Origin of the sequence: Sulfitobacter sp. TCYB15, assembly GCF_040435955.1 — a bacterium.
Classification (GTDB): Bacteria; Pseudomonadota; Alphaproteobacteria; order Rhodobacterales; family Rhodobacteraceae; genus Sulfitobacter; species Sulfitobacter pontiacus.
In genome coordinates, this window is the sequence record NZ_CP159193.1 from 1,658,981 (window position 1) to 1,682,015 (window position 23,035).

The window sequence follows — 23,035 nt, forward strand, 5'->3', positions numbered from 1 at the left end:
ACAAAGCAAAAGAGGCATGGCGTCAAAATCGTTTTGCATTATTGCAAAGCCTTGCGCGGGCTGAAAGGGTAGGGTGGGGCGCTGCCCCCGTCCTTCGGACGTCCCCGGAGTTTACGGGCAAAATGAAGTCTGTGCAGAAAACGAAGCGTGAAAGGAGCCGTGGCCGATGATGGAAAACTGGGACGACCTGCGGCTGTTTCTGGCGGTCGCGCGCGAGCAGAGCCTATCGGGCGCGGGGAAGCTGTTGCGATTGGACCCCGCGACCTTGGGGCGACGCATGGCGCGGCTGGAAAAGACCATGCAGGCGGTATTATTCGTGAAATCGCCCTCGGGCTACGCGCTGACCGAGGCGGGCGTGCAGTTGCTGTCGCGCGCCGAAGCCGCAGAGCAGGCGATGCGGCAGGCCACGGCGGATGTGGTCGTGCCGTCGGATCAATTGGCAGGGCAGATCAGGATCGGGGCACCGGACGGCTGCGCCAATTATCTGCTGCCACAGGTCTGCGCCCGTTTGGTGGCGGATAATCCGGGGCTTGATATCCAGATTGTCGCCCTGCCGCGGGTGTTCAACCTGTCGCGGCGCGAGGCGGATATGGCGATCGGGGTCAGCGCGCCCACGGCGGGGCGGCTGGTTGTGCAGAAAATCGCCGACTACCAGCTGCATCTTGCCGCCGCTGACAGTTATCTTGCCGCGCGTCCCGCGATCCGGACCGTTGCAGACCTGCAGGGGCACCGGTTGGTGGGGTATATCCCCGACATGATTTTTGATCGCGAGCTTGATTATCTGGCGGAGCTTGGCATGACGCGGGTGCCTCTGGCCTCTAATTCCGTGTCCGTTCAGGTGAATATGATCCGGCAAGGGGGCGGCGTCGGGATTGTGCATGATTTCTCGCTTCCTGCGACGCCGGGGGTGACGCGCATCCTGACCGGTGACGTTCATCTGAGCCGCGCCTTTTATTTGATTCGCCACGAAGACGACCGGCGCAATCTGCGTCTGAGCCGCTTTGCGGAAGCTCTGGCGCAGGGCGTCCGCGCCGAAGTGGCGAAACTGGAGGCAATTGCTTGACACGCAACAGTATTAAAGGGAACCTGACCTATAGGTAATATTCTTGCGAAGGGGTCGACCATGCTAGTTTCCCAAATCCTGAAAACCAAAGCGGATGACAGTGTTACGACGGTAAAACCGGGCACGCGTATCTCGCAGGCGGCGGCGATGTTGTCGGAAAAGCGGATCGGGACCCTGGTCGTGTCAGCGGACGGCAAAACGCCCGATGGTATCCTGTCGGAGCGTGACATCGTACGCACCCTTGGTCGCGAGGGCGGCGGCTGTCTGGACGACACCGTAGAGGCGCTGATGACGCGCGATTTGATCACCTGCGCCAAGGATGAAACCGCGGATGATATCCTTGCCAAGATGACGCAAGGCCGCTTTCGCCACATGCCTGTTTTGGAGGATGGGGTTCTGATCGGCCTGATCTCTTTGGGGGATGTGGTCAAGGCCCGCCTGATGGAGCTTTCGATGGAGAAAGACGCCCTGGAGGGGATGATCAGGGGCCACTAGCCCACCGAAATTGGCGTTGCATCTTCGCGGTGTAAATGCTTGCTTGCACTTCGAATAACGACTTGAAATGACTGGACTCTCCCATGCGCGTAGGCCTTTACCCCGGCACCTTCGACCCTATTACTTTGGGTCACATCGACATCATCCGGCGGGCGGCGACGCTTGTTGATAAACTGGTGATCGGTGTCGCGATCAACCGCGACAAGGGGCCATTGTTCGAGCTGGAAGAGCGTGTCGCCCAGATCGAAGAGGAATGCCGCAAGCTGAACCAGGAGACCGGGACAGAGATCGTGGTGCATCCTTTCGAGAACCTGCTGATCGATTGCGCCCATGATGTGGGGGCACAGATGATCATCCGCGGGCTGCGGGCCGTGGCGGATTTCGAGTACGAGTATCAGATGGTGGGGATGAACCGTAAGCTGGATGACAGCGTCGAAACGGTCTTTTTGATGGCAGAGGCCGAGCATCAGGCGATTGCCAGCCGTTTGGTCAAGGAAATCGCCCGGCTTGGCGGGGACGTCAGCAAATTTGTGACGCCCGCCGTCAATGCCGAGCTGTTAAAGCGTTTCTCGCAGTAACGATCAGAGGGTTTTCGCAACCTCGCGCGAGGTGTCGAGCATACGGTTCGAGAACCCCCATTCGTTGTCATACCAGCCCAGAACCCGCAGCTGTGTCCCGCTTTGGACAGAGGTCTGATCAAGGGCCACGACACAGGAATATGAATCGTGGTTCAGGTCGATCGACACCAGAGGACGTTCAACCAGACCAAGGATGCCTTTCAGCGGGCCTTCGGCGGCCGTGCGTAGGGTGGCGTTGACCTCCTCCACCGTGGTGTCTTTCGACAGTTCGACCACCAGATCGACACAGGATACATTCGGTGTGGGCACGCGGATCGCGGTGCCGCCGATCAGCCCGTCAAGCTCGGGCAGTACTTTACCCAGTGTCTTGGCCGCACCGGTGGTGGTGGGGATCATCGACAGCGCCGCGGCGCGGGCACGGTACAGGTCGCTGTGCGCCGTGTCATGCACCGGCTGGTCGCCGGTATAGCTGTGGATTGTGGTCATATGGCCGTGCTTGATGCCGAAGGCGTCGTGCAGGGTCTTGGCCAGCGGTGCCATGCAGTTGGTGGTGCAGGAGGCGTTGCTCAGCACCGTGTCTTCGGCGGTGATCAGATCGTGGTTCACACCGTAGACGATTGTTTTCATGGCGTCTTTACCGGGGGCAGAGATGACGACCCGTTTCGATCCATTCGCCAGATGTTTGGCCGCCGCCTCGCGCGTGGTGAAGATGCCGGTGCATTCCAGCACGATGTCCACATCGCCCCAAGGCAGGGCAGCGGGGTCGCGTTCTGCTGTCACGCGGATCGGGCCTTGGCCCACATCCATCGTGTTGTCGCCCAGGGTGACCGGACGGCCAAAGCGCCCGTGGACCGAGTCGAATTCGAACAGATGTGCGTTGGTTTCCAGCGGGGCGAGATCGTTGATCGCCACCACCTGCAAATCATCGTCGCCACGCTCCATCAGCGCGCGCAAAACGTTACGACCGATACGGCCAAAGCCATTGATTGCCAATTTGGTAGCCATGGGGCGTCCTCCTGAATTTGATAGCGCTAACATCGACATTTATGACAAAGAGTCAACCTGTGCAGGGCAATATTGCGCCGGAAGCGATCGGAGGGAAGGGGCCGACTGTCGGATCAGCGCCAGAACGCCACCCATTCGATCAGGTCGACAAATTTCTTGGTCAGGAAAATCAGATGTTCGCTGCCATAGATCAACGCATCAATCCCCAGTGCGGTCAGCAGTACAGCAGCGAGAGAGACAGCGATGGGGGTGTCCATGGGGGCGGTGGTCCTTGCATGCGGGTGGCCCAGATATGACAGGGCAACCCGCGCGTCGCAAGTCTTAGCCCAGTTTGCCCATGGCAACGGCGACATCGGCCATACGGACAGAGAAGGCCCATTCGTTGTCATACCACGCCAGGACACGCACCAGACGGTTGCCCACGACCTTGGTCTGGTCGGGCGCGAAGATCGACGAATGTTCGGTGTGGTTGAAGTCGACCGACACTTTCTGTTCCGCATCATAGGCAAAGACCCGCGACATCGGGCCGTTTGCAGCGGCGCGCATGGCCTCGTTGACCTCTTCTACCGTGACATCACGGCCTGCCATAAAGGTCAGGTCAACCGCGCTGACGTTTGGCGTTGGAACCCGCATAGCCGTGCCATCCAGCTTGCCTTTGAGCGCGGGCAGCACTTCGCCCAAGGCTTTCGCCGCACCGGTAGAGGTCGGGATGATCGCCATCGCAGCGGCGCGCGCGCGGTACAGGTCTTCGTGGCGGCGGTCCAGCGTCGGCTGGTCGCCGGTATAGCTGTGCACGGTGGTCATGATGCCGCTTTCGATGCCGAACGCATCATGCAGCGCCTTGGCCATTGGGGCCAGACAGTTGGTGGTGCAAGACCCGTTCGATACCATCGTGTCCGAGGCCTGCAATTCACCGTCGTTCACGCCGTAGACCACCGTGCGGTCGACGTTCTTGCCCGGTGCCGACAGCAACACGCGTTTCGCGCCCTGATCCAGATGCACCTTTGCCAGCAGCCCGTCGTTGAACTTGCCCGTGCATTCCAGCACGACGTCGCACCCTTCCCAGTTCAGCTCGTTCATCTGGTAGGTCGACATGACCTCCATCTCGCCGCGCCCCAGATCCAGCGTGCCGTTGCCGACTTTGACTTCATTGGGAAAACGCCCGTGGACGGAATCGTATTTGATCAGATGTGCCGCAGTCTCCAGCGGGCCGGTCGCGTTGATGCGCACCACCTCGATGTCATCCCGGCCCGATGCCGCGATATGTGACAGGGTGCAGCGGCCGATGCGGCCAAATCCGTTGATACCGACTTTGATGGTCATGGGGGCGTCCTTTGGCAAAGATCTGGAACTTTGCCGGTTCTATATCTGGTGGTCGTGAACATGGGAAAGGGCTAAAACCCCCTAATTTCCGTATGTTAGCGATAAATATTCGTGTTAGCGATAACCCTCAGATCGGCTTTGCCTTCTGCCTGCGCTGCGCTACCCTTACGCCAACAAATATGGAGAGACTGAATGAGCGGCCTATTAGCCCTGTTGGATGATGTAGCAGCGATTGCAAAAGTGGCCGCGGCCAGCGTGGATGATGTGTTCGGCCAGGCTGCCAAGGCCAGTGCCAAAGCCGCGGGCGCTGTAATTGACGACGCCGCCGTGACCCCGAAATACGTCAGCGGCTTCGAGGCCAACCGCGAACTGCCGATCATCTGGCGCATCACCAAAGGGTCGCTGAAGAACAAGCTGGTCTTCTTGTTGCCCGCCGGTTTGCTCCTGTCGAATTTTGCGCCATGGTTGATCGCGCCCTTGTTGATGTTGGGTGGGGCCTATCTGTGTTTTGAAGGCGCTGAGAAGATCGCACATGCGCTTGGGGTAGGGGGAAAAGGACACGAGGATCATCCCCCCGGTGCCGATGAAAAGGTGATCAAGGACCCCGCCAAGCTGGAAGAGCAAAAGGCCAAAGGTGCGATCAAGACCGACTTTATCCTCTCGGCCGAGATCATGACCATCGTGCTGTCAAACCTCGAGGTGTCAAATTTCTGGATGGAGGCAGGCGCTTTGGCCGCCGCCGCCGTAATCATTACGGTCGCGGTCTATGGCTCTGTCGCGCTGATCGTAAAGATGGATGATGTGGGGCTTTATATGGCCAAGAACGGTAATCTCGGCCTGACCCGTGGTCTGGGTCGCGGGATCGTGCGCGGCATGCCGTGGTTCCTCAAGGCGCTGACCATTATCGGGACGGCGGCCATGCTCTGGGTCGGCGGATCGATCATCGTGCACGGTATGGAAGAGCTCGGCTTCGGCGCGCTTGGCCACCTGATCCACGACTACGCCGTCGCTTTCGGCCATATGGTTCCGGTCGCGTATGAAGGTGCCGCCGAATGGATCGCCAAAGCCGCGATGGACGGTGTCCTTGGTCTGGCCCTTGGGCTGGTGCTGATCCCCGTCGGCGAAAAGATCATCACCCCGCTGTGGCGCGCGGTCTTCAACCGCAAGGACGCCGGCGCACACGCGTAAACGGGGCGGGTATATGGGAGAGGAAGGGGCGCAGGTTGCGCCCCTTTTTTGTGGGGGCGCGCTCAGCTTGCCTAAAGACCGCGGGGCACGATTTACCGCTTCGTCGTCTACATTACGCCTAAATTGCAAGCTAGCGGTATTCGAGACGGCACAGGGAACCCCTTTTTGTTTCACACCTCGTTTAGATATTTTCTCACAGCGACGTCGGCTGCGATGCTGGTCTACTTGGGCTTGACCCTGGACCCGTCGATCCGCGCGGAAAACGAACGCTTCGCGGCGTGCAAAAACGATACTTCGTCTCAATGCCTCTCCAGCTTGGGCGTAGAGCAGGCGATGGATGCCCGCTTCGTTCCGCCACACATGCCTGAAGTGAGCATGTTGGCCCAAATGGGGCGCATCGACGACGCTTTTGCCTTGGCGCTACGTGCTGAAAGCGAAAATGAGCCGCTGCCAGAGGACGTTGAGGCGACCGTCGACAGGATGCTTGCTAGCCACCGTCTTACAGGGGCGCTTCGCGAGGGCAAGAGCCTGCAGGAAGCGATGGAAATGACACCGGGCGTGGGTGCTGGCACCCTTTGGATCACTGCGCTGGATTTCCTTGGCCGCAGGCCCTACGGGCTGTCTGCGCGCGACGGAAGCACCGCGGACACAATCCCGCGTGACATAGTATCAGAGATCGCGCAGCGCATCGTCGATATTGCACAAAATGAACCCGTCACGCCGCGCATTAGCCACCTAGTGGAAGCGGCTGAGTTGCACGCAGCTTTAGGGAACCGAGACGAAGCGTTAAAGGTGCTTCAATCTTTGCCGCGAACGGACAACGCCTCCATCAACCCAAGTGAAAACCTTATGCGGCTCATTGGGCCGTCAACATTTCTGCAGCTCTATCGCGAGGCAGGCGGTACGCATCTTTCCATACTTTTGACCGCCGCGGCGGCAGAGCCGGATATGACCCTCGCAGCCACGTATCTGGAAGAGGCCTTTACCGCGTTCTCGACGAAAAAGCCCTTTCCGGAATATGTCTGGATGGAGCGCATTATTGAACGCGCCGTCGACCTTGGCTTGCAGCCACTTGCCCTTGAGTTGGCACGCGCCTTCGAGGATCGAGCTGACATCGAACCCGCGATCTTTCCCGTCTTTGCACATATCGAAGCTGCGCGTGTTTTGTTACTTGCTGGTGCCGACGAGGGGGAAGTTAAGGCGCGGCTTGACGTGGCGCTTAGCACGTTCCACACGAAGGATGGGAAAACTGCAAGTGACGCTTCCGAGATCGGGAGTATTCGGTGGGGCACTCGTCGGCTGGATGCGCAGGCACGGCGTGAAATGGCGACGCTAAAGGCGCGGCTCGGAGAAACTGAAACAGCCATCGCCTATATGGCTGGGTTGGAAAAACCATTGTTTTCTTGGATGAGCATGCTGACCTCGGAGATTCCGGTTCAGGACGTGGATCTGCTTTTGCTAGCGGCGCGTGGTGCCCTTTCCGATGAAGAGCTCGCCTATGCAACGCTGCAGCATGCGCAACAGTTGTTGCTAAGTGACACGGGCGAAGGGCAACGTGTTTGGGCGCAAGCGAAAGCGACAGAGCTAGCGAAATCCGACACGCTGACTGGGGAGCACGCGGTTCGCGCCTACAGTATGCTGTCTAGAATTGGGGCGCTTGTCGAAGACCAAAGACTTGAACGGTTAGGGGTGGAACAAATGGCTGAGGCCGCCCTGAAATCCCGCCGCTACCAAGATTTGTTGATGGCTGGCTTTTGGTGGAACCGATCACAGCAAATGCCGTGATTTCCACCTAGTGTGTCTGCCCCTGAGCCACCGCAGATCTGCAAAATGCGTCGATCAGATAGACTGTGTCGACTGCTATGGTCGTCGGATCGAACGTTTCCTGCGCCCCACAAACCAAAAAAGGGGGAGCAAAATGCTCCCCCCATTCTCGTCTCGCTAAACAGTTCAGATCACAGCAGCGCTTTGGCCTTGTCGGCGACGTTCTGCGGGGTGATGTCGAACTTTTCGAACAGCTCTTCTGCGGGGGCGGAGGCGCCGAAGCGGTCCATGCCGACGAAATCGGCCTTGTTCCACTTGCCACGCTCGCCGGTGAGCCAGCGGTCCCAGCCTTGGCGTACGGCGGCTTCGACGCCGACGCGGACGGGGCCGGCGGGCAGGACGCGGCGGCGGTAAGCTTCGTCTTGCGCGGCGAACAGCTCCATGCAGGGCATGGACACGACGCGGGTGCCGATGCCTTCGGCTTGCAGCAGGTCACGGGCTTTCAGCGCGATCTCGACTTCAGAGCCGGTGGCGATCAGGATGACCTGACGTTTGCCTTCGGCGTCAGCCAGAACATAGGCCCCCTGTTCGGTGAGGTTCTTGTTCTTGTGCTCAAGCCGCACGGTGGGCAGGCCCTGACGGGTCAGGGACAGCACCGACGGCGTCTTTTTGCTGCTCAGCGCAATTTCCCAGGCCTCTGCGGTTTCAACCGTGTCAGCGGGGCGGAACACATAGGTGTTGGGTGTCGCGCGGCTGATGGCCAGATGTTCGACGGGTTGGTGCGTCGGGCCGTCTTCGCCCAGACCGATGCTGTCGTGGGTCATGACAAACACGCTTGGCACCTGCATCAGCGCGGCAAGGCGCATGGCGGGGCGGGCGTAGTCGGTGAAACACATGAAGGTGCCGCCGTAGGGGCGGATACCGCCGTGCAGCGCCATGCCGTTCATCGCGGCGGCCATACCGTGTTCGCGGATCCCCCAGTAGACGTAGCGCCCACCACGGTTGTCCACATCAAACACGCCCAGATCAGCGGTCTTGGTGTTGTTCGAACCGGTCAGGTCAGCCGAGCCGCCCACGGTTTCGGTATAGAGCGGGTTCAACACCTCGAGCGTCTTTTCGCTGCTGGCGCGGGTGGCCAGTTTCGGTGCGTTTTCCGACGTCTGCTTTTTGAACGCCTTGATCGTCGCGCTCAGCTTCTTGGGGGCGTCACCGGCCAGCGCGCGGTTGAACTCTTCACGCTTTGTGCGCGACATGGCGTCGAAACGCTCTTCCCAGGCGCGGCGGTCGTCTGCGCCGCGTTTGCCGATCTCTTCCCAGGCGGATTTCACATCGGCGGGGACTTCGAACGGGCCGGTTGTCCAGCCATAGGCGGCTTTGGCGGCGGCCATCTGGTCGGCGTCGGTCAGCGCGCCGTGACCTTTCGAGGTATCCTGCGCGGCGTGACCAAGCGCGATATGCGTTTTGCAAGCGATCATCGTGGGCAGATCGGATTTGCGCGCCTCGGTCAGGGCAGCGTCGATCTCGTCGGGGTTGTGGCCGTCGATTTCGATGACGTGCCAGTCAGCCGCCTTGAACCGCGCGACCTGATCCACTTTGTCCGAGAGCGATACCGGCCCGTCGATGGTGATGTCGTTGTTGTCCCACATCACGATCAGCTTGCTCAGCTTGTGGCGGCCGGCAAGGGCAATCGCCTCGTGGCTGATGCCTTCCATCAGGCAGCCGTCACCCGCGATCACATAGGTGAAGTGGTCGACGATCTTCTTGCCGTATTGCGCGCGCTGGATTTCCTCGGCCATGGCAAACCCGACAGAGTTCGCGATCCCCTGACCCAGCGGGCCGGTGGTGGTTTCAATCGCATCGGCCAGGAAGTTTTCAGGGTGGCCCGCGGTGCGTGCGCCCATCTGGCGGAAGTTCTTGATCTCTTCGAGGGGGAATTGCTCGTAGCCGGTCAGGTGCAGCAGCGAATAGATCAGCATGGACCCGTGGCCCGCCGAAAGGATAAAACGGTCGCGGTCAGGCCACAGCGGGTTGGACGCGTCGAACTTCAGGTGCTTTTCAAACAAGACAGTGGCGACATCCGCCATGCCCATCGGCATGCCCGAGTGGCCGGAATTGGCGGCGGCGACAGCGTCCAGCGTCAGGGCGCGAATGGCGGTCGCTTTGGACCAATGGGCGGGATGGGCTTTGGCGAGGGCGTTCAGATCCACGGTGCAAGCTTCCTTATAAGGGGGAAAAGGGATTGCGCGGATCAATACCAGCCACCCCGCAAAGATCAAGGCCCAGAGGGCATCGCCCGCAGCAGAGCTTTTCCGCCGGGCCAAGGCATTGTTCTTAAAGGGGCAGTATTCCGCCTTTGGTTTCGGTAGGATCAGCGGAAACCACGTTGACCAGCGATTCGATGGTTGGCAAACTGCATTTTACGACTGACATACGACGTTTTACGAGGAACCCTGCGATGAGCGACATAGAACACTTGCAAGGCCGTATTCTGGCGGCGCTTGAAAGGGCATCGCGCGGAGCTGACAAACTGGCCGTCGCCAAGGCGGAGGTCCCCGATCTTTCGGAAGAACTGGCGCAGGAACGCGCCGTCAACGCAGAGCTTTCTGAACAGGTCACTGCCCTGAAAAAGCGGCTGGAGGATGAAACCGCCCATCTGCGGGCTGAACTGGCCACAGCACAGGCGCGCAACAACAGTGCGTCCGCGGCACAGGCCCAGACCGAAAAGCTTGATCTGGAAATCCAGCGGGTGCGCCGCGCCAATGCGCAGCTGGCCGATGCCTGCGCTGCGCTGCGCGAAGCCAATGCCGAAGGGGTGGGGGACGCCGATCTGATCAATGCCGCCTTGCAGGCAGAGCTTGACGCGCTGCATGCCGCCCGTCGCGCCGATGTGGCAGAGGCGGACGCGATCCTCTCTGTTCTTACCCCGCTTGTTCCCACTGCCGAGGAGTCTGCCTGATGCCCGAAGTTTCCATCTCTATCGGCGGTCGCCAATTCGAAGTTTCCTGCCAGGAGGGCGAGGAAGACTACCTGCACGCCGCTGCCAAGATGCTCGACGATGAAGCGCAGGTGTTGTCGGATCAGGTGGGCCGGATGCCCGAAGCGCGGATGTTGTTGATGGCGGGCCTGCTGCTTGCCGATAAAACCGCCAGCGTCGAGGATAAGATCAAGGAAGCCCGCGCCGAACTGGCAGAGCGTGACGCAGAACTTGCAAGCCTGCGCAATGTCGTGGTGGAGCCCGAGCGGATCGAGGTGCCTGTCATCCCGCAAAACGTCACCGACAGCCTTGCCGAAATGGCCGCCCGCGCCGAAGCCTTGGCGAGCGAGATCGAAGATAAGGCCCAAGACGGGGCCCAGTGACCCTGCCGCGCGCCATCGCATTCGGGGCCGCGGCGGCGTGGTGGCTTGGGGTAGGGGGTAGCGCTTTGGCGCAGGCCATGCCGGTCACTGCCACCTATTTCTGCGAGCGCGGGGTCGAGGTGCCGGTTTCCTATACCACTCCCGAACAGGGGGAGGCGACGGCTGTGCTTTATGTGGAAAACCGCATGGTCACGCTGGTCCGGACCCGCGCGGCATCAGGGGCGCGCTATGCATGGCCCTCGGACGGTTCTGGCTATGTCTGGTGGACCAAGGGGGACGCCGCGACGCTATTCTGGCATGATGCGGCGGCGGAAGAAGATGTCACGCTCTATGCGGCGTGTCAGGCGCGGTGACGCGTTCTATGCAGGGCGCGCGCCGGTTTGCGTGGCGCGGTTCGGGTGCCCCTTGATCCAAGGCGCACCCGTTTTTTGTCAGCCGACCGTTAGCCGTTAGCTTCGCGGATCTTGTCAGCGGCTTCTTTGTCAAAGGCGACGCCGTTGTCTTCCAGCAGCGTGTCCAGCTCGCCAGACAGCATCATTTCGGTGATGATGTCACAGCCGCCGACGAACTCGCCTTTGACGTAAAGCTGCGGGATGGTGGGCCAGTCAGAGAAATCCTTGATCCCCTGACGCAGCTCTTCGTCGGCCAATACGTTTACGTCGGTGTAGTCGACATTCATATAGTTCAACACGCCCGCGACACGGGACGAGAACCCGCACTGCGGCATCGTCTTGTTGCCCTTCATGAACAGCACAACATTATTGGCGGTGATGGTTTCCTGAATTTGCGTCTTTGCGTCGGTCATTTCGATTTGTCCTTTGGTATAAAGCGTTTCGCGTATTCTTGAGGGTCGCGGGGGATGCGGTAGTTGGTCTGATGTCCGCCGCCGCCGCCACCCGAATGATAGGTCGCGTCAATTTCGTGATAGCCCTTGCCCGGCTTTGACCCGCGTTCGGTGTCGCGTGTGTGTTTCAGCGCCTGTAGGCCGCGCAGAACCGCCACGATCAGCACCAAGACGCTGAGGATCAGGACCAGGATCGGGTCCACCGGATCAATCCGGCGCTTTGGTTGTCAGCGCCAGCGCGTGCAAATCGCCGTTCGATCCATCCATCCGGCCCTTGAGCGCGGCATAGACGGCACGTTGCTGTTGCACGCGGTTCTGGCCACGGAAACTTTCGTCGATGATCATCGCGGCCATATGCACGCCGTCATTGCCTTCGACGGTGATCTTGGCGTTTGGAAAGGTCTCGCGCAGCAGGTCTTCGATTTCGCGGGCTTGCATGGGCATGTGTGGGGCGCTCCGTCTGGCATGTCATTGCCCAAGATGTAGTAGTGTGCAGGGCGGCGTGCAAGTTATCTCCCCGTTATCTCATTGAGCGGGCGCATGGGACGCCCTACATAAGAACAGTCGCCGCCGCGACAAGGTAAGGAGACCACCCGCCATGGAGATTTTCGAGAACGCACCGGAACGCGCCTATGCATGGGCGCAAGCGGGCCGAGGGGCCGCGCTGGCCACGGTGGTGGAGACATGGGGCTCTGCCCCGCGACGGGTTGGCGCGCAGCTGGCCATCGCCGCAGACGGCGAGATGCAGGGCTCTGTCTCGGGCGGTTGTGTCGAGGGGGCCGTGGTCGTCGAAGCGCTTGAGGCGATCGAGGACGGCACGCCGCGCTTGCTGGAATATGGCGTCAGCGATGGCGACGCCTTTGCAGTGGGGCTGGCCTGCGGCGGAAAGATTCGCGTGTTGGTCGAACCTGTGGGCGCAAAGGCGATGCCGTTTGACGTTCTGGGCGACCTCGTCCGCGCCCGCGCCGCGCGCCAGCCCGTGGCCTACCAGGTGCCCCTGTCGGGCGGCGTGGGGCGCTTGGTCACGGGCGGCTATGCTGACCGCTTTCGCATGGACCGTTCCGGCGTTGAAGAGGATGGCGATACATTTGTCGCGATTCACAACCCGCCGCTGCGGCTGGTTATCGTCGGGGCGGTCCACATCGCGCAAGCCTTGGTGCCCATGGCGCAGGTCGCGGGCTTTGACGCCGTGGTCATCGACCCGCGCGAGGCCTTCGGATCGCAAGCGCGTTTCCCAGATGCACAGGTGATCAACGACTGGCCGGACGCGGCGATGGATACCCTCGGCGTCGATACCCGCAGCGCAATTGTGCTGCTGACCCACGACCCCAAACTGGACGACCCCGCGCTGCATATCGCACTCCGGTCCGACGCCTTCTATATCGGGGCGCTCGGGTCGAAACGCACCCATGCCTCCCGCGTGGCACGGCTGGAAGAGGCGGGCTTTACCGCCGCCGACATCGCGCGCATCAACGGCCCCGTCGGGCTGGACATCGGAGCCGCCAGCCCGCCCGAGATCGCGGTGTCGATCCTGTCGCAGATGATCCAAGCCCTGAGAAAACCGTGAAGTTCGGCCCCATCGACACGGCGCAGGCCGAGGGTGCCGTGCTGGCTCATTCCATCGCATTGCCCTCGGGCCGTTTGCGCAAGGGGTTACGGCTAGAGCCCGCCCATCTGGCCGCGCTTCGGGCAGAGGGCATCGACAGCATCATTGTGGCGCAGCTCGCGTCAGGGGATGTGGATGAAAACACCGCCGCGGCACAGGTGGCGCAGGCCGTTCTGGCGGCGCATCCCCATCTGACAATGACACGCGCCTTTACCGGCCGCGTGAACCTACTGGCCGATGGGCCGGGGGTGGCGCAGCTGGATGTCGGCGCGCTTGAAGCGTTGAACGCCGTGCACCCGATGATCACGCTGGCCACGGTCCCGCCGTTCCAGCAGATGGCAGCGGGGGGCATGGTGGCGACGATCAAGATTATCTCTTACGCCGTTGCGCAAAGCGATCTTGCCGCCGCCTGTGATGCCGGACGCGGCGCGATCCGGCTGGTGCCACCGCAAATCAAGGACGCGACGCTGATCATCACCGAGATTGACGGCGGCGCGGGCGACAAGGGGAAAAAGGCCATCGCAGACCGGCTTTCTGCGCTGGATGTGGATCTGAAAAAAGTCGTTATGGTCCCGCATGAGGTCACCGCTCTGCGCGATGCCATTGCCGCGGCGGATACGGCGCTGACGCTGATCCTCACCGGCTCTGCCACCTCTGACATTGATGACGTGGCTCCGCAGGCCCTGCGCGCCGCGGGCGGAGAGGTCTCGCGCTTTGGCATGCCGGTTGATCCGGGCAATCTGCTGTTTCTGGGGCAGATGGGCGATACGCCGGTGATCGGCCTGCCGGGCTGCGCGCGCTCTCCTGCGTTGAATGGGGCGGATTGGGTGCTGTCGCGGGTGATCTGCGGCATAGAGGTATCCCCGCGCGATATCGCCCGCATGGGGGTGGGTGGCCTGCTGAAAGAGATCGCCACCCGTCCGCAACCAAGACGCGGCTGACCGACCCCGACGCAAGGCCCGTCGCCGCGCCGCGCCCGCGAAGTTCAACCCATGCGAAAAATTTCTGTTCTCAACGCCCCTTTGGCGTGCTTAACTCGACCCAACACATGACATAAAACGGGAGGAACATCATGACCGAGGTCAAAATGACCGTGAACGGCAAACCTGCATCCGGTGCCGTCGAAGGGCGCACGTTGCTGGCGTCATTCCTGCGCGAAAACCTGAGCCTGACCGGCACGCATATCGGCTGCGACACCAGCCAGTGCGGGGCCTGCGTGGTTCATGTCAACGGCGAGGCGGTCAAGGCCTGCACCATGCTCGCGGTCGAAGCGGACGGGGCCGAGGTCAAGACGATCGAATCCATGGCCAACCCCGATGGATCGCTGACAGTGATCCAACAGGCGTTTCAGGACCACCACGGGCTGCAATGCGGCTTTTGTACACCGGGCATGATCATGTCGGCCTCGGCGCTGCTGAAAGACAACCCCAAGCCGACCGAGGCAGAGGTCCGGCACTATCTGGACGGCAATATCTGCCGCTGCACCGGTTACCATAACATCGTCAAGGCGATCATGGCCGCATCCGGTCAGGACGTCAGCGCGCTGGCTGCCGAATAACCACCGTGCGACGTGCGGCCCTGTTGATGCAGGGGCGGGAGGACACGGCGCACCCATTCTGAAAACCGCGCTTTCCCACGCAAACGGGGAACCGCAGCAACCCATAGATTGACGACATAAGAATAAAGCCAAACGCAAAAGCCACATACGACGGTGCGGACCCGATCCGTGCCCCATAGGGAGGAATTGACCATGCCAAAGGACGGCGGAATTGGTGCCAGCAGCAAGCGGCGCGAGGATATCCGGTTTTTGACCGGTGAGGGGAATTATACCGACGATATCAACCTGCACGGACAGGCGCATGTGTTCTTTCTGCGCTCGGATATCGCCCATGGGGTGCTGAATTCGGTCGATACATCCGCGGCAGAGGGGATGCCGGGGGTCGTGAAGATCTTTACCGGTGCTGATTTCGCCGAGGTCGGGTCGATCCCCTGCGGCTGGCAGGTCACGGACAAGCATGGCGAGCCCATGCAAGAGCCGCGCCACCCCGTGCTGGCCGAAGGCAAGGTCCGACACGTAGGCGAACCGATTGCGGCCGTCGTGGCGGAAACCCTGTCGCAGGCCCGCGATGCGGCAGAGGCGATCGTCGTCGATATCACCGATCTGCCCGCCGTCGTCGATATGAAGCAGGCCGTGCAGGAAGGCGCGCCCAAGGTTCATGACGATCTTACCTCGAACCTTTGCTACGATTGGGGCTTTGTCGAAGAGAACAAGGCCGCCGTGGACAAGGCCTTTGACGACGCGGCCCATGTCACCACGCTGGAACTGGTCAACAACCGTCTGGTCGCCAACCCGATGGAGCCGCGCGTCGCCGTCGGCGACTATGCACGCGGGACAGGCGATCATACGCTTTACACCACCAGCCAGAACCCCCATGTGATCCGCCTGCTGATGGGGGCCTTTGTTCTGGGCATCCCCGAACACAAGCTGCGCGTCGTGGCCCCCGATGTGGGCGGCGGTTTCGGCACCAAGATTTTCCACTATCAGGAAGAGGCGTTCTGCACCTTTGCCGCCAAAGCCTGTAACCGTCCGGTGAAATGGACCTCCAGCCGGTCCGAGGCCTTCATGTCCGACGCCCACGGGCGCGACCATGTGACCAAGATCCAGATGGCGCTGGACGCGGACAATAACTTTACCGCGCTGCGCACGGACACTTACGCGAATATGGGGGCTTACCTGTCGACCTTCGCGCCGTCGGTGCCCACATGGCTGCACGGCACCTTGATGGCGGGCAACTACAAGACGCCGCTCATCTATGTGAACGTAAAGGCCGTGTTTACCAATACCGTGCCCGTCGATGCCTATCGCGGCGCGGGCCGGCCAGAAGCGACTTATCAGCTGGAACGGCTGGTGGATAAATGCGCCCATGAGCTTGGGGTCGACCCGATTGCCTTGCGGCGACAGAATTTCATCACCGAATTCCCCTATGCCACGCCGGTCGCGGTGGAATATGACACGGGCAATTATGTGGCCACGATGGACAAGCTTGAAGAGATCGCCGATTTCGCCGGTTTCGACGCGCGCCGCAAGGAAAGCGAGGCCAAGGGCAAGCTGCGTGGGTTCGGCGTGAACTGTTATATCGAGGCGTGCGGCATCGCGCCCTCGAACCTTGTGGGGCAGCTTGGCGCGCGGGCGGGTCTGTATGAATCCGCCACCGTGCGGGTCAATGCCACGGGCGGTCTGGTCGTGATGACCGGCAGCCACAGCCACGGGCAGGGGCATGAAACCGCCTTCCCGCAGGTGATCGCCGAGATGATCGGTATCCCCGAAGAGATGGTCGAGATCGTGCATGGCGACACGGCCAACACCCCGATGGGGATGGGCACCTACGGCTCGCGCTCCCTTGCGGTTGGCGGGTCGGCCATGGTCCGCGCGACAGAGAAGATCATCGCCAAGGCCACCAAGATCGCGTCGCACCTGCTGGAAGCCTCGGAAGGGGATATCGAGCTGAAAGACGGGGCCTTTACCGTGGCGGGGACGGATAAATCCGTTGCTTGGGGGGATGTGACGCTGGCTGCCTATGTGCCGCATAACTACCCGCTGGAGGATATCGAGCCCGGTCTGGAGGAGACGGCTTTCTACGATCCGTCGAACTTTACCTATCCGTCCGGTGCCTATGCCTGCGAGGTCGAGTTGGACCCAGAAACCGGCCATGTCACCATTGACCGTTTTGCGGCGGCGGATGACTTTGGCAATATCGTCAACCCGATGATCGTCAGCGGTCAGGTCCACGGCGGGATCGCGCAAGGCATCGGGCAAGCGCTGATGGAGAATTGCGCCTATGACAGCGACGGTCAGTTGCTTAGCGCGTCCTACATGGATTACGCGATGCCACGGGCCAGCGATCTGCCGTTCTATACCGTTGACCATTCGTGCCAGACGCCCTGTACGCACAACCCCCTGGGCGTGAAAGGCTGCGGTGAGGCAGGGGCCATCGGGTCGCCGCCTGCGGTGGTGAATGCGGTGTTGGACGCCATGCGATCGGGCGGTAAGGATGTCGGGCATATCGACATGCCTGTCACACCGGCGCGGGTTTGGGCGGCGATGAACGGTTAAGAGGATGAGACAAGGCGGGGGGCTGCATCTTCGCGCCGTGGCGCGAAAAAAATAGGTGCAGCGGGGGCCAGCCCCCGCGCCCCCGGAGTTTATTGGCAAAATGAAGAGCAGCGCAGAGGCCAAGGCCCGCTCTGAGACTGGAAGGACGCAAGATGTATGATTTTGATGTAGTGAAACCCGCGACAGTGGCCGAGGCGGTCTCGGCATTGGGGCAGGACGAGGCGCAACCGCTAAGTGGCGGGCAAACGCTGATCCCCACGCTGAAGGCGCGCTTGGCGATGCCGTCGGTTCTGGTGTCGCTGAGCGGGATCGAGGACATGCGCGGCGTGCGTATGGGCGATGACGGTCGCCTGTGCATCGGTGGGGGTACCGTACATGCGACCGTCGCCAAAGAGGCAGAGGCGCATTACCCCGGACTGGCCAGTCTGGCCGCGCGGATCGGAGATCCGGCCGTGCGCAACCGTGGCACCATCGGCGGATCGGTCGCGAATAACGACCCCTCGGCCTGTTATCCGGCAGGGGTGCTTGCCAGCGGTGCGACGATCGTGACCAACGCGCGCGAGATCGCGGCGGATGATTTCTTTGAGGGGATGTTCGCCACTGCTCTGGACGAGGGCGAGATCATCACCGAAGTGCGTTTCCCGATCCCCGAGAAGGCGCATTACGAGAAATTCATCCAACCTGCCTCGCGCTTCCCGCTGGTGGCCGTGTTTGTGGCAAAATTCGCTGATGGTGTGCGGGTCGCTGTGACGGGGGCGTCGGAGGATGGCGTCTTCCGGTGGAGCGACGCAGAAGCCGCGCTGAGCGGGAACTTTGCCGTGGATGCCCTGTCGGGGTTGAGCCTGCCCGGGGACGGCATGATCAGCGATCTACACGGCAGTGGTGACTACCGTGCGCATCTGGTTGCTGTGATGACAAAACGGGCAGTTGCCGCGCTGACCTAAGCGGCTGGATACTTCAATGAAAACCGCCCCTTGGGAAGCCTTGGGGCGGTTTTTTGCTGTCTGGATGATTATCACTTGCGCAGTGTTGGGAACGATTTTGCAGCACCGGTGTTGTGCCGTAACGCTGCCCGAACGGCGTCCATAACCCCGTGAGGATTAGGAATGTATAAACTTTTGAAATCGACGACCTCTTTGACCATGTGTGTGGCGCTGGCTTTGCCCACAGGTGGTTTTGCCCAGACAACAGAAAGCTGCGTGGCCGAAGGGGAGCAAACTGTGTTCCCATGCGTGCTGCCTGACGGCAGTGTCGTGGCGGATGCGGATCAGATGATGACATTGCGTGCCGACGGCGATTTGGCGCAGGCCCTTGGTCTTGAGGCGGAAGCCCAGACCGAAGCGCAAGCCGAGCCCGATGCAGAAGCCGCCGCTGAAACTGTAGACGCCGCGGAAGAGCAGGCTGCCGCCGCCGCCGAGGCCGAAGCCGCTGCCACCGCAGAAGCCCAAGCCGCCGCGGAAGAGCAAGCCGCTGCCGACGCAGAGGCCGCCGCCGCTGCCGCTGAAGCAGAAGCTGCTGAGGCGCAAGCTGCAGCCGATGCAGAAGCCGCCGCCGCCGCGCAGGCCGCTGAACAAGAGGCCGCCGAAGCTCAGGCCGCTGCAGACGCGCAAGCCGCCGAGGCAGAGGAAGCTGCTGCCGCCGAAGCGCAGGCCGAAGCAGAGCGTGAGGATGCGGTCGCGGCACAGATCGCCGCAGACGCTGAAGCCAAGGCCGCAGCCGAAGCGGAGGCAGAGCAAGACGCCGCTGCGGCTGCCGAAACCTCGGAAAGCCCTGAAGCGCAGTCTGCCGAGACACAGGCAGATACCCCTGCCGCTGAAAGCGATGCTGGCGTAGAGGCAGAGGCGCAAGCTCAGGCAGAGCCGGCAGAGACTGAGTCGACCGAAGAAACCCAAGCCGAGACCGACGTGCCGGCAGACAGCTCTTCCGACACTGAAACGCAGGCCGAGGCCGAAACCCAGCAGCAAACGGAAGAGCAGATCGCCGCTGATCTTGCCGCCGAACAGGCTGCGGAAGAAGCCCGTCAGGAACAGCGCGCCGCTGATGCAGCCGCTGCTGCCGAAGCCGCCGCCGCTGCTGACAGCGGTGAAGCCAAGGCCGACGTTGTGGTAGAAGAGATCACCGAAGAAGACACGCGCGCCTCGAGCGAAGAATTTTCGACGGCCGTCACCGGTGACACCTCTGCCGAAGCCAATACGCAAGCCAAAAAGGATGACGACGACGGGCTGAGCAAGTTCGAGAAAGCCCTGCTTGTCGGCATCGGTGCCGTGGCTGTCGGGTCGATCCTGAACAACGGCTCGAAGGTCGTGAGCAACTCGGGTGACCGTCTGGTTGTTGAAGATCCGAATGGGGATCTGCGCGTTTTGAAAGACGATGATGCGCTTGTGCGTCAGGCCGGTGACGAAGTCCGCCGCGAGACGTTCAACGACGGTTCTTCGCGTACCACTGTGATCAAGCCTAACGGCAGCAAGATCGTGACCATTCTGGGTCGGGACGGCACCGTATTGCGCCGGATCAACGTCGATCCACAGGGCAATGAATATGTGCTGTTCGATGACACCCAAGCCGAAGAGCGTATCGTGGTGAACGAGCTGCCTCAGGTCCGTCCGCAAGCCAATACGCTGGCCAGCCAGCAAAACGAGGAAGCGCTGCGTGCTGCGTTGCAAACACAGTTGCGTGGCGATCAGGCCCAGCGGTATTCGCTGCGTCAGGTGCGTGATGTCCGTCAGGTCCGTGCCCTAGCCCCGGAGATCGAGCTGGACGCTGTGCGTTTCGCCACAGGGTCGGCTGCAATCCAGCCTGAACAGGCCCGTGCGCTGTCCAAGATCGGGACCGCGATCAGCAATGCCATCAAGGATGATCCACGCACTGTGATCCTTGTGGAAGGGCACACCGATGCGGTTGGCAATGCGGGCTACAACCTCGCGCTGTCTGACCGTCGTGCCGAAACCGTTGCATTGGCCCTGACCGAGTATTTTGACGTGCCGCCAGCCAACCTGATCACCCAAGGCTACGGTGAAAGCGCGTTGAAAGTACCGACCGAGACCGCCGAACCCGCCAACCGTCGTGCGGTTGTACGCAACATCACAGGTCTGCTGCGTCAGTAACCGCGACCGTCAAGACATAGAAAAGCCCCCGCAGGAAACTGCGGGGGCTTTTTGCGTCTCGGGACTGAAAGACCCGGAATTATTTGCTTGGCAGCGGCCCGATGAGCATGACCATCTGGCGGCCTTCCATCTTCGGGAAGTTTTCAACGCGGCCAACCTCTTTGGTGTCTTCGGCAACGCGTTCAAGCAGCTCGCGGCCGAGGTTCTGGTGGGCCATCTCACGGCCGCGGAACCGCAGCGTGATCTTTACCTTGTCCCCATTGTCGAGGAACTTGAACACGTTACGCATCTTGACGTCATAGTCATTGGTATCGGTGTTCGGGCGGAACTTGACCTCTTTGATCTCGATGATCTTTTGCTTCTTGCGCGCTTCGGCTTCACGCTTTTGCGTCTCATACTTGAATTTGCCAAAGTCCATGATCTTGCACACGGGCGGGTTGGCATTGGGCGAAATCTCGACCAGATCAAGTCCGGCATCAACAGCCATTTCCATGGCGCGATCCGGTGTCACGACGCCGACGTTTTCCCCATCCGCACCGATCAGGCGGATTTCGTTGGCGCGGATATTTTCGTTGATGCGCGGGCCGGTGTCTCTTTGCGGCGGCGCGTTATGCGGTCTGCGAGCGATGATGGTCGTCCTTTGATTGTTGTACTGATGTCGAGCACGGAAGGTAAACCTGCTCATGGTCTTCTTCAAGTCGCAAAATGGCGCATATACAGGGTAAAACCGCGTATTTTTGGGGGATTTACCCAAGGGGAAGCAGCGTATCGCGCATTTGACGCTATGTGTTGGCATATAGTATGTGCAGCAGGGGATTAACAAAGTTCAAAGGAACCACAGCATCATGAAAAACCTCATCTGGATTGTCATCGCAGGGGTGATCGCGCTTGGCGCGTACATGTTGTATTCGGGCCGTTCGGTCCAGGAGATTGCGACCGATGCGTCGGATGCCGTCAATGCTCCCGCCGCGCTGGAAAGTGCGACCGAAGCTGTGGGCGACGCTGTCGAGGCGACAGAGGGCGCAGTGACCGAGGCGGTAGAAGCCACCACGGAGGCCGCGAATACCGCAGCCGACGCGCTGTCGGAAGCAGCCGAGGATGTTGCCGACGCCGCGGCAGAGGCGGGCGAGGATGCCATGAACGCGGGCAAGCAGATCGCCGAGGATGCAACGCAAGCGGCGAATGATACCGCAGAAGGAAACGCGGAGGTTTCCACCAGCGCAGAGGCCGATGCCATGGCTGCCAGCGATGCAGAGGCAAGCGATGCCGCCAGCACCACACAAGCGGGCACGGCACCCGCCGCTGACCCGCAAGCCGAAGCAGACGCCGCAGCGGTTCAAGAGGAAGAAGCCGCCGCCGTCGCCGCGACAGATGCACAGGCGAGCACAGATGCAGGGGCTGCAGCCGATACAGAAGTTCAGGCCGACGTCACCGCCGATGCCAATACGCCAGAGCAGTTGACCACCGTCGATGGCTTTGATCTGGAGAAGGTGCAAACCATGATCGACACTTCTGATCTGCCCGCCACGCAAAAAGCGCTGCTGAAGCAAGGGCTGGTCACCGCCGGTGAAAACCCCGATGCCCTGCGCGCGATCCTCGCACGGATCCGCGAGGCGCTGGCGCTTTAAGCGCGGCCCACGCAATACCGATCCGCCAGACATGAAAAAGCCGCGCCTCGAAAGAGAGCGCGGCTTTTGTTTTATCTGTGGTGCCCCATGCAAGGGCACCGCTGCGTCGGATCAGCCGACAAAGGCCTTTTCAACGACGTAGTGTTTGGGGTCGGAGTTCGCCCCTTCCTCTAGCCCGAAACCTTCAAGCACGTCCTTGATATCCTTGTTGAATTCAAGGCTCCCGCAGACCATGCCGCGATCGGTGTCGGCGCTGATCCCGTCGATGCCGAGGTCTTTGAACACCGTGCCGTCCTGCAGCAGATTGGTGATGCGGCCCATCTTGGGGCTTTGTTCACGGGTGGTGGTGGGGTAATAGACCAGCTTGTCGCCGATCATCTCGCCGATCAGCGGATCATCGGCAAGGCTCTCGACCAGCGTGCGGCCATAGTCAAGCTCGGCCACATCGCGGGTGGTGTGGGTCATGATGATCTGGTCGAATTTCTCGTAGGTCTCCGGTTCGCGCAGCAGCGAGGCAAAGGGTGCAAAGCCTGTGCCGGTGGCGAAAAGCCACAGACGTTTGCCGGGCAGCAGCGCGTCATGCACCAGCGTGCCGACGGGCTTAGGCCGCAGGATGATCTGGTCGCCGGGCTGGATGTGTTGCAGCTTCGAGGTCAGCGGGCCGTCCTGCACCTTGATCGAATAGAACTCCAGCTCTTCGTCCCAGGAGGGCGAGGCGATGGAATAGGCGCGCAGCAGCGGCTTTTGCTTGCCGGTCTCGGGGTGCGGATCGCCCATCAGGCCGATCATCACAAACTCGCCCGAGCGAAAGCGCAAGGACGCAGGGCGGGTCACGCGGAAGGAAAACAGCCGGTCCGTCCAGTGTTTGACAGAAGTCACGGTCTGCGCGTCAGGCAACGTGGGTACGGGTTTGGCGTCGGTTTGGGTCACTACATTCTGCTCGGTCATAATTTCATCTACGCGCGG

At 61.2% G+C, this 23,035-nt stretch carries 24 protein-coding genes; 15 read left to right on the forward strand and 9 right to left on the reverse strand.

Going from position 1 to position 23,035, the window contains the following annotated elements:
- The first annotated feature begins 166 nt into the window (after positions 1-166).
- The 3 genes from ABM428_RS08000 (at position 167) to coaD (ending at position 2,136) form a co-directional block, all read left to right on the forward strand.
- Entirely contained in the window at positions 167-1,063 is an 897-nt protein-coding gene (locus tag ABM428_RS08000; protein ID WP_132996741.1) for a LysR family transcriptional regulator, read from the forward strand.
- Between the two features lie 60 nt (positions 1,064-1,123).
- Positions 1,124-1,558 carry a CBS domain-containing protein gene (locus ABM428_RS08005; RefSeq protein ID WP_005852978.1) on the forward strand — a complete coding sequence of 145 codons (435 nt, stop codon included), beginning with the start codon at positions 1,124-1,126 and terminating at the stop codon, positions 1,556-1,558.
- Positions 1,559-1,641: 83 nt separating this feature from the next.
- Positions 1,642-2,136 carry a pantetheine-phosphate adenylyltransferase gene (gene coaD, locus ABM428_RS08010; protein WP_005852979.1) on the forward strand — a complete coding sequence of 165 codons (495 nt, stop codon included), beginning with the start codon at positions 1,642-1,644 and terminating at the stop codon, positions 2,134-2,136.
- Between the two features lie 3 nt (positions 2,137-2,139).
- Here coaD and gap (ABM428_RS08015) read toward each other — a convergent pair whose 3' ends face one another.
- The 3 genes from gap (ABM428_RS08015) to gap (ABM428_RS08025) all read right to left on the reverse strand — a co-directional run bounded on the left by gap (ABM428_RS08015) (position 2,140) and on the right by gap (ABM428_RS08025) (position 4,464).
- Positions 2,140-3,141: a type I glyceraldehyde-3-phosphate dehydrogenase gene (gene gap, locus ABM428_RS08015; RefSeq protein ID WP_132996740.1), complete on the reverse strand. Its 1,002-nt coding sequence runs from the start codon at positions 3,139-3,141 to the stop codon at positions 2,140-2,142.
- A 113-nt stretch (positions 3,142-3,254) separates the two neighbouring features.
- Complete coding sequence (locus ABM428_RS08020; RefSeq protein WP_005852981.1) at positions 3,255-3,398, reverse strand: hypothetical protein; 144 nt, start codon at positions 3,396-3,398, stop codon at positions 3,255-3,257.
- A 64-nt stretch (positions 3,399-3,462) separates the two neighbouring features.
- Positions 3,463-4,464: a type I glyceraldehyde-3-phosphate dehydrogenase gene (gap, locus tag ABM428_RS08025; protein WP_009826779.1), complete on the reverse strand. Its 1,002-nt coding sequence runs from the start codon at positions 4,462-4,464 to the stop codon at positions 3,463-3,465.
- A 192-nt stretch (positions 4,465-4,656) separates the two neighbouring features.
- Between gap (ABM428_RS08025) and ABM428_RS08030 the strand changes: the two genes are divergently transcribed.
- On the forward strand, positions 4,657-5,652 hold the full coding sequence (locus ABM428_RS08030) for a DUF808 domain-containing protein (protein WP_132996739.1): 996 nt from the start codon (positions 4,657-4,659) through the stop codon (positions 5,650-5,652).
- A gap of 165 nt (positions 5,653-5,817) precedes the next feature.
- A complete protein-coding gene (locus ABM428_RS08035; protein ID WP_132996738.1) occupies positions 5,818-7,437 on the forward strand; it encodes a hypothetical protein in 1,620 nt (539 codons plus the stop codon).
- A 170-nt stretch (positions 7,438-7,607) separates the two neighbouring features.
- Here ABM428_RS08035 and tkt read toward each other — a convergent pair whose 3' ends face one another.
- Positions 7,608-9,623: a transketolase gene (gene tkt / locus ABM428_RS08040; RefSeq protein ID WP_037944997.1), complete on the reverse strand. Its 2,016-nt coding sequence runs from the start codon at positions 9,621-9,623 to the stop codon at positions 7,608-7,610.
- Positions 9,624-9,871: 248 nt separating this feature from the next.
- On the opposite strand from tkt, the gene ABM428_RS08045 reads away from it, so the two are divergent.
- Genes ABM428_RS08045 through ABM428_RS08055 form a run of 3 tightly spaced genes read left to right on the forward strand, consistent with a single transcriptional unit; the run spans position 9,872 to position 11,126 of the window.
- Positions 9,872-10,372: a hypothetical protein gene (locus ABM428_RS08045; RefSeq protein ID WP_132996737.1), complete on the forward strand. Its 501-nt coding sequence runs from the start codon at positions 9,872-9,874 to the stop codon at positions 10,370-10,372.
- A complete protein-coding gene (locus tag ABM428_RS08050; RefSeq protein WP_353627812.1) occupies positions 10,372-10,773 on the forward strand; it encodes a cell division protein ZapA in 402 nt (133 codons plus the stop codon). The genes ABM428_RS08045 and ABM428_RS08050 overlap by 1 nt, the downstream gene beginning before the upstream one ends.
- Entirely contained in the window at positions 10,770-11,126 is a 357-nt protein-coding gene (locus tag ABM428_RS08055; protein ID WP_132996735.1) for an MliC family protein, read from the forward strand. The genes ABM428_RS08050 and ABM428_RS08055 overlap by 4 nt, the downstream gene beginning before the upstream one ends.
- 89 nt (positions 11,127-11,215) lie before the next feature.
- On the opposite strand, the gene grxD is transcribed toward ABM428_RS08055, so the two are convergent.
- The 3 genes from grxD to ABM428_RS08070 are packed head-to-tail and all read right to left on the reverse strand — an operon-like array spanning position 11,216 to position 12,061.
- Positions 11,216-11,578, reverse strand: coding sequence for a Grx4 family monothiol glutaredoxin (gene grxD, locus ABM428_RS08060; RefSeq protein ID WP_037944040.1), 363 nt, complete (start codon positions 11,576-11,578; stop codon positions 11,216-11,218).
- The gene (locus ABM428_RS08065; protein WP_009826787.1) at positions 11,575-11,820 is read right to left on the reverse strand and encodes a hypothetical protein; all 246 of its coding nucleotides are present in this window, start codon (positions 11,818-11,820) and stop codon (positions 11,575-11,577) included. The genes grxD and ABM428_RS08065 overlap by 4 nt, the downstream gene beginning before the upstream one ends.
- Before the next feature lie 4 nt (positions 11,821-11,824).
- Entirely contained in the window at positions 11,825-12,061 is a 237-nt protein-coding gene (locus ABM428_RS08070) for a BolA/IbaG family iron-sulfur metabolism protein (RefSeq protein WP_005853000.1), read from the reverse strand.
- A 154-nt stretch (positions 12,062-12,215) separates the two neighbouring features.
- On the opposite strand from ABM428_RS08070, the gene ABM428_RS08075 reads away from it, so the two are divergent.
- The 6 genes from ABM428_RS08075 to ABM428_RS08100 all read left to right on the forward strand — a co-directional run bounded on the left by ABM428_RS08075 (position 12,216) and on the right by ABM428_RS08100 (position 20,441).
- Positions 12,216-13,184 (forward strand): XdhC family protein, encoded by a 969-nt coding sequence (locus ABM428_RS08075; protein ID WP_132996734.1) that lies wholly within the window; start codon positions 12,216-12,218, stop codon positions 13,182-13,184.
- The gene (locus tag ABM428_RS08080; RefSeq protein ID WP_037962626.1) at positions 13,181-14,164 is read left to right on the forward strand and encodes a molybdopterin-binding protein; all 984 of its coding nucleotides are present in this window, start codon (positions 13,181-13,183) and stop codon (positions 14,162-14,164) included. Before ABM428_RS08075 ends, ABM428_RS08080 begins: the two co-directional genes overlap by 4 nt.
- 131 nt (positions 14,165-14,295) lie before the next feature.
- Positions 14,296-14,781, forward strand: coding sequence for a (2Fe-2S)-binding protein (locus tag ABM428_RS08085; RefSeq protein ID WP_005853005.1), 486 nt, complete (start codon positions 14,296-14,298; stop codon positions 14,779-14,781).
- A 192-nt stretch (positions 14,782-14,973) separates the two neighbouring features.
- Positions 14,974-17,337 (forward strand): xanthine dehydrogenase family protein molybdopterin-binding subunit, encoded by a 2,364-nt coding sequence (locus ABM428_RS08090; RefSeq protein WP_353627813.1) that lies wholly within the window; start codon positions 14,974-14,976, stop codon positions 17,335-17,337.
- A 152-nt stretch (positions 17,338-17,489) separates the two neighbouring features.
- Positions 17,490-18,281, forward strand: coding sequence for a xanthine dehydrogenase family protein subunit M (locus ABM428_RS08095; RefSeq protein WP_074635066.1), 792 nt, complete (start codon positions 17,490-17,492; stop codon positions 18,279-18,281).
- Between the two features lie 162 nt (positions 18,282-18,443).
- Positions 18,444-20,441 carry an OmpA family protein gene (locus tag ABM428_RS08100; protein WP_353627814.1) on the forward strand — a complete coding sequence of 666 codons (1,998 nt, stop codon included), beginning with the start codon at positions 18,444-18,446 and terminating at the stop codon, positions 20,439-20,441.
- Positions 20,442-20,520: 79 nt separating this feature from the next.
- Here ABM428_RS08100 and infC read toward each other — a convergent pair whose 3' ends face one another.
- Positions 20,521-21,069: a translation initiation factor IF-3 gene (gene infC / locus ABM428_RS08105; RefSeq protein WP_037944998.1), complete on the reverse strand. Its 549-nt coding sequence runs from the start codon at positions 21,067-21,069 to the stop codon at positions 20,521-20,523.
- Between the two features lie 217 nt (positions 21,070-21,286).
- Between infC and ABM428_RS08110 the strand changes: the two genes are divergently transcribed.
- Positions 21,287-22,069, forward strand: coding sequence for a hypothetical protein (locus ABM428_RS08110; protein ID WP_353627815.1), 783 nt, complete (start codon positions 21,287-21,289; stop codon positions 22,067-22,069).
- A 111-nt stretch (positions 22,070-22,180) separates the two neighbouring features.
- Here ABM428_RS08110 and ABM428_RS08115 read toward each other — a convergent pair whose 3' ends face one another.
- Positions 22,181-23,017, reverse strand: coding sequence for a ferredoxin--NADP reductase (locus tag ABM428_RS08115; protein WP_005853016.1), 837 nt, complete (start codon positions 23,015-23,017; stop codon positions 22,181-22,183).
- Positions 23,018-23,035 lie beyond the last annotated feature (18 nt).